Below are 6176 nucleotides of genomic sequence, written 5' to 3' on the forward strand. Positions count from 1 at the left end.
TTATCCTGACTCTATCGATGCGTCTTATTCCTGTGCACGGTTCGGGTTATGCCGAGCCTTGGGATTGAGAGATGAGCCAGCCCCGGCCCGCTCTCCATCAAAAGGGCCGTAGGGACGGGGCTGGCGGCGTTTCGGTTTGAGCGCGACTGGAGTCGCGGGCGTCGTTTGCTGGACGCGAACGCCTTTGGAGGATGGATGACGCAGCTTTATTTCACCGACGGATCGGCGCTGCGCGCGCCCGTTTCGGTCGAAGGCGTTCCGGTCGATCTTTCCGTTTCCTTGACCGAGGCCGCTGGCAGGATCGGCCTGATGGATGGCATGCCGTTCTTTCTGGATCGGGACGGAAGCTACTTGCATGAAGTGAACCGGTTCTTTCGCGCCTGTCCGACCATGGGGGTGCGTTCGCGGCACAGTTTGCGCGCCTACGCCCATGACATCTTCGTCTGGATTCGGTTTCTGGAAGAACGGCGTGGTGGCAAGCAGCTTTGGCGTGCCGATTACAACGATGTCATCGCGTTTCACCATGCACGGCGTTTGTCGGATGCACCGTTCCGGATTTCGGCATCCAGCTGGAACAGGGCGATCGCGGCGCTTGACAAACTGTATCGGTGGGCGCTCGAAGAGGGCCTGATCGCATCCTCGCCGTTTCGATACGACCAGTTCTTTCGTCATGGTCATGGGCGGGGAGCGCCCAAGGTCGTCGAGGGTAACAGGGCCCGGGAACGTGCCGCACGTCGGCATGACATGCAATTCGTCGATATCGGCCGCTACCTCGCGTTCCGGGATATCGGCCTGAGAGGAAGATTGCCGGACGGGTCCGAGGACCCAGCCTGGCGCGGCCGCAATGGCGAGCGGAATGCCGTCTTCGCGGAACTGCTCGTAACAACGGGGATGCGCCTCGGTGAGGCTGGTAGCCTAATCATCGACGAACTGCCTCGGTTGACTTCGGACAGCCCGCGGATACTTCTTTTCGATCTTCCGGGCGCGATCACCAAGGGCGAACGCCCGCGCCGCATCCGGTTGCCGCGCCGTGTGCTCAAGCTGATCGGGGATTATTGCGATATCGAGCGCCACGTTGCCGCCGCCAAGGCGCCGCCTCCTCCGGTCGTCCCCTTCGTATTGTCATCTGATGGCTGCAACGCCATCAATGGCAGCGGTCGGCGCGTCGCGCTGACCAGGCTCCGTCCGCAAGACCGCCAACGGTTACTGCGATCGCCTGATGGGATGCCTGAACACGCATCGCTTTGGCTCACTGAGCGTGGTCAACCCGTGTCGTCCGGAACCTGGGAGGTTGCTTTTCGCAGGGCAAGCCAGCGATGCCAGATCTTCGGTCTCGATGTTACTGTCACGCCCCACATGCTGAGGCACACCTTTGCGGTCAACATGCTGTCGATGCTGATCCGTGAACAGGTTGGCGCAATCTTTAACCCGACCGACGCGCACGGCGCCGCCTATCGCCAGATGCTCGGCGATCCGCTCCGCCATCTCCAACACCTCCTTGGCCACACGAACATCACCAGCACCTACATCTATCTCGACAGCCTTGCCGAGGCGCAGGAACTCGTCGACGCAGCAGCGGACCGCTGGACTGCCGAACTCATGGCGGATGACCGATGACCGGCAGATTCGGCGTCGCTCATCCCCGCCCGGGACGGAGGGCGAGCTTTCCCGAACACCTTCCCGATCCCGGCCCCGCCGCGGCCAGTGCCATCGCCGCGGGCCGTTTCGAGATTACCCTGGCCGGACGGACCGCGACGATGGACCTGACGCGTTTGCCGGGTCGGGCTTCGCTTGCGCGTTCCTTCACGCAAGCACTCTGGCAGGCGTGTCAGGTCGGTGGCCCCGCCGGCACCGTCCGCACCGCCATGTCATTGGCCGAAGCCATCCATCGGTTCTGGCGCTATCTCGATGCGACAGACTCATCCGTACAGGCGCTTGCCGAGATTGATGTCGCTACCATCGAAGGCTTCGACGCCTGGATGGATGAGCGCGGGCAGCATCCCAACCATCGCCGCCACCAGATGGGAGATGTAGTGATGCTGCTGCGGTTGGCGGATGCGGGCGAACCAGGCCGCCTTTCCGAAGAGGCTTCCCGCCGATTATTCTATGTCAGTACACGCCCGGGTGTTCCACCGCACCCGCGCGATGCCTACAGCGACAGTGTCCGGGTGGCCTTGAAGGCGGCCGCACGTGCCGATGTTGCAGCGATCGTGCAGCGATTCCGTCCGGCGCTTAAACAGGAGTGCGAGACACGCATCGACCGGCTGGAGATGGACGCCTTCGCGGAGATCGACCGTGTCGGTTTCATTACCGTCAAGAACGACCTTTTTCGTCAACTCTACGGGGCACGGAACTATGCAGGGATTTCGAATGAGGGGCTGAGCGACTGGATGCATGGCACGCGGCATCTGCTCCTCGGCGATCTGATTGCTCTGTTCGTTCTGCTGTCGCTGGAGACCGGTCTCGAGATCGAGGCGATCAAGACCCTGCGTGCCGACTGCCTCAAGAACCCGTCCAGCGGCTATGTCGAGATCGAGTATTGCAAGCGCCGGGCCCGTCATGCCGAGTGGAAGCGGCTGCGGGTTCGGGACGGAGGGTCAGGCACCCCGGGCGGCCTCCTGCGCCTCGCAATTCAGTGGACCGCGACGGCGCGCGGTCATCTCAAGAGCGAACAGCTTTTCACGTATTACTGCCGCGGCCGCCTGACCGATGTCGTTCTGCCGATGCAATCCGCTAGAAAGGTCTGGGTCAAACGCCACGGGTTGCAGGATGATGATGGTAAGCCGTTGAAGCTCTGCCTCCCGCGTTTGCGCAAGACCCACAAGGCTGCGTGGTATCGCAAGACTGGCGGTCAGCTGCGCCGGTTTGCCGTTGGACATACAGTCGAGGTTGCCGCGAACCACTATGGGGACATTCCCGCCTTGCGGCCGATCCACGAAGCTACCATCGCCGAGGCGTTGATGGACGCTGTCGAAGACGCGTTGCAGCCTACCGTGTTGACCCCGGAGGCCGAGGCCAACGTCTTGGCAGCTCCGTCTTCGGCTCAGCCCGGTTTTCCGCAGGGTTTGGCGACCGATGTTCCGGCATTGCCGGCCGGCGAACAGGATGTGTGGCTGGCAAGCTGTTCCGGCTTCTACAGCAGCCCGTTCGCCTCCTCGGGCGAGGCCTGCCCGGTGCCGTTCTGGGGCTGCATCGAATGCCGCAACGGTGTCATCACCACCCGCAAGCTTCCCGCGCTGATGGCGTTTCTGGATTTCGTTGTGGACCAGCGGAAGGTGCTGACCGAGGCCGACTGGCGGGCCAAGTTCGGGCGGGTCCACCACAGGATATCTGCGCAGATATTACCGCAATTCTCCGAACCCGATCTCGCCGCCGCGCGTGCCCTCGCAGCCAGTCAGTCGGCACAGATCTACCTTCCCCCGGAGGCGGGTCTCGCATGAGCGCAAATCCGGCCATCACGACCGCAAGGCCATCGCTGCCATCGGCAATCCATGCCGACGACGTCGACATTCTCGCAGGCAGACCGCTCAGACCGGGATCGGAGCACTCGATGCTGTCTCGCTTCGGCGAAGATGTCTGGGATCTCAGTCCGGCAATGTTTCGCGCCAACGCGCGTCCGGCCGCGTTTCGTGTGGATTTCGGGGCCATTGCAGACCCCGCGCTTCGACGGCTCGCCAAGGAGTATATGCTTGCCCGCCTTCAGGCGCCGTTGCGCAGCTACCGGGGCCCTTGCGGCCCCTCGACCGCCAAGGGCACATTGCTGTTCCTGCGCCATTTCGGAGAGTTCCTGCACGATCGTATCGGTTCCGTCGAATTGGCGCGCGTCGACCAGCAAGTGCTGGACGCGTATCTGGCGCATCTGGGGGGAGACGGCGCACGTTCATCGCAACAGATCCGCCTCTATGTCGATGTCCCCATCGACCTCCATCATTTCGGGCCATGGGTGACCGGGGGTGGCATTCCCTTCCTGCCCTGGGGCGGGCGCACGGCAAGTAATGTCAGCGGTCGGAGCCGGACGAGCTCGGAGAACACCACGCCGCGGATCCCCGAGCCGGTCATCGGCGCGTTGCTCCACTGGTCGATGCGATACGTCGATGTCTTCGCCCCGGATATCCTCGCGGCGCGCGAAGAGCTGGATCGCCTTGAAGCCCGTGCTGCCCAGATCATTGCCGAGGATGCGCGCCGAACCCGCCACGAACGGTTTCGCTACCGTCTTCGTACCTGGCTCGAGGCCCGCCGGGCGGAAGGGAGGGGCGTGCCAATCTGGGAGCGCCGTCCAAACACCACCCGCGGTGTCCCCGATGTTAAGGAAGGCAACGCGTATAATTTCAGGCTGATGTGCCTTCAGATCGGCTGTCCTCAAACGGGGAACCTCAGTAGTTCCACCGCGACCGTGAGGATGCTGGACCAGATGGCGGGTGAGATGGGAACCGAGGTCGGCGGCATGGATACCCCGATCACCCTCGATCCCGATACCGGCCTGCCTTGGCGGGAGCGTTTCGACACGGACAGCCTGCCACATGAAGAGCAGATGCTGCAGGCGGCCTGCTACATCGTCTGTGCCTACCTGACGGGCATGCGCGACAGCGAGTTGCAGGACATGGAGCCGGGCTGCGTTTCGGTTGAACGCAGTGCTGACAACCTGATCGAGCGCTATCGGGTACGCAGCTACGTCTATAAGCACCGCGAGGCGGCGGGTGTTTCCGCCGACTGGATCACCATCGCTCCGGTCGCCCGTGCCGTCGAGGCCATGGAAGCCCTGTCGCGTCGAGCGCGCGGCGACCGCGATCTTCGATCTCTCTGGGTCTCGCTGAAGCCATGGGACTGGACTGCGGACTACCTGGCCGCGCAGGCGTCGCCGATCATCAAGATGTTTCGAGACGGTCTGGATGCAAAGGTCGTAAACCCGCCCGCAATTCCACATGTCGATGGGCGCGCTTGGCATTTCAGCACCCGGCAGTTCCGGCGCACCATCGCATGGTACATCGCGAACCGCCCCTTCGGCGTGATCGCTGGCAAGATCCAGTACAAGCACGCCTCCGTGGCGATGTTCGAGGGCTATGCCGGTGCGCCGCATGGCGATTTTCGCCGGGCAGTCGAGCAGGAACGGGCCCTTGGCCAATTGGACGATGTCGTCGCCTATTATGAGGCCTACTTGCAGGGTGACGAGCCCGGCGGACCGGCATCGTCCCGCCTCAAGCAGGAGTTCGACCACGTCCGGGACACCCTCGGTGATCTGCCCGGGCGCATCCTCGATCAGAAGCGCCTGCGAACGATGCTGGCGCATCTTGGAAAGACGCTGCATGTCGGATTTCTGAACGATTGCTTCTTCGATCCCGCCAGCGCCCTCTGCCTGCGGTCCGACGACAGGCCGGCGGCTCCGGTGATTTCGCGCTGCAGCCCGGACCGCTGCCCCAATTCTTGTCTGACCTCGCGCCACGTTGCGCCCTGGCGGGCTTCGATCGAGGACGGCGAGCGCCTCCTGCAGGGTAACACCCTGTCAGCGGTTCAGAAGGTCGCAATCGCGCAGGACAATGATCGAAAACGCCGGCTGATCGCTCATCTGGAGGACCCAAAGGTATGACACGGCCCGTCAGTCAGAAGACCGAAGACGCCTTGCGCGCCGCCATGATGCGACTGCTCGAAGGAACCTCCGTCCATACCGACGGGTGCCTCACCGTCGCCAATCTCGCACGCGAGGCCGGTGTCAGCCGCGCAACGGCCAACCGGGCCACCGCCGTTCTCGCGGAATTTCGTGCGGCGGAAGCGCGGTTCCGGTCGGGATCTGTCGCGGGCTTGAAGGAGCGTATCCGCGAACTCGAAGCCGACCTCCGGGCCGCACGCAGTGGCGAGATGGCCGAGCTGCGCGCGACCATCAAAACACTGGCGCAACAAATTCAGATCCTCGCGCTTGAGGGTGAAGAACAACGCCGCCTGCTCGCGGTTCTTGAAGAGCAGATCGCGCGGGCTGACCCGAAAGTCCTGCCATTCAGGCCACCGTCCGGAGCTGGCACCTGAGCTCGCGATCAGGGAGAGGAAGAGGTGATCTGGGTGGGGGTGAAACAGGGATGAGAAGAGAGGGAGCCCCAATGAACTGTCTCACCGATGCCACTCGGGAAAACCCCAATGATGGCAGGAAGTTTTCAAAAAGAGACAACTTGACTGTCCAGATAACA

4 protein-coding genes are annotated in these 6176 nt (G+C 63.0%); all 4 read left to right on the forward strand.

Features of this window, described 5'->3' with window-relative positions; all coding sequences use genetic code 11:
• The first annotated feature begins 195 nt into the window (after positions 1 to 195).
• From C8N42_RS20700 to C8N42_RS20715, 4 genes are read left to right on the forward strand one after another with little or no spacing between them, the layout of a single operon-like run.
• Positions 196 to 1617 (forward strand): tyrosine-type recombinase/integrase, encoded by a 1422-nt coding sequence (locus C8N42_RS20700; RefSeq protein ID WP_039983874.1) that lies wholly within the window; start codon positions 196 to 198, stop codon positions 1615 to 1617.
• Positions 1614 to 3440 carry a hypothetical protein gene (locus C8N42_RS20705; RefSeq protein ID WP_009179395.1) on the forward strand — a complete coding sequence of 609 codons (1827 nt, stop codon included), beginning with the start codon at positions 1614 to 1616 and terminating at the stop codon, positions 3438 to 3440. Before C8N42_RS20700 ends, C8N42_RS20705 begins: the two co-directional genes overlap by 4 nt.
• Complete coding sequence (locus C8N42_RS20710; RefSeq protein ID WP_245890327.1) at positions 3437 to 5584, forward strand: site-specific integrase; 2148 nt, start codon at positions 3437 to 3439, stop codon at positions 5582 to 5584. Before C8N42_RS20705 ends, C8N42_RS20710 begins: the two co-directional genes overlap by 4 nt.
• Positions 5581 to 6018 carry a hypothetical protein gene (locus C8N42_RS20715; protein ID WP_009179456.1) on the forward strand — a complete coding sequence of 146 codons (438 nt, stop codon included), beginning with the start codon at positions 5581 to 5583 and terminating at the stop codon, positions 6016 to 6018. Before C8N42_RS20710 ends, C8N42_RS20715 begins: the two co-directional genes overlap by 4 nt.
• Positions 6019 to 6176 lie beyond the last annotated feature (158 nt).

Source organism: Celeribacter persicus (assembly GCF_003050785.1).
Taxonomy (GTDB): domain Bacteria; phylum Pseudomonadota; class Alphaproteobacteria; order Rhodobacterales; family Rhodobacteraceae; genus Celeribacter; species Celeribacter persicus.

Excerpts from the sequence above, each read along its gene's own strand:
- C8N42_RS20700 (WP_039983874.1), top strand. The coding sequence starts at position 196 with ATGACGCAGCTTTATTTCACCGACGGATCGGCGCTGCGCGCGCCCGTT.
- C8N42_RS20705 (WP_009179395.1), top strand. The coding sequence starts at position 1,614 with ATGACCGGCAGATTCGGCGTCGCTCATCCCCGCCCGGGACGGAGGGCG.
- C8N42_RS20710 (WP_245890327.1), top strand. The coding sequence starts at position 3,437 with ATGAGCGCAAATCCGGCCATCACGACCGCAAGGCCATCGCTGCCATCG.
- C8N42_RS20715 (WP_009179456.1), top strand. The coding sequence starts at position 5,581 with ATGACACGGCCCGTCAGTCAGAAGACCGAAGACGCCTTGCGCGCCGCC.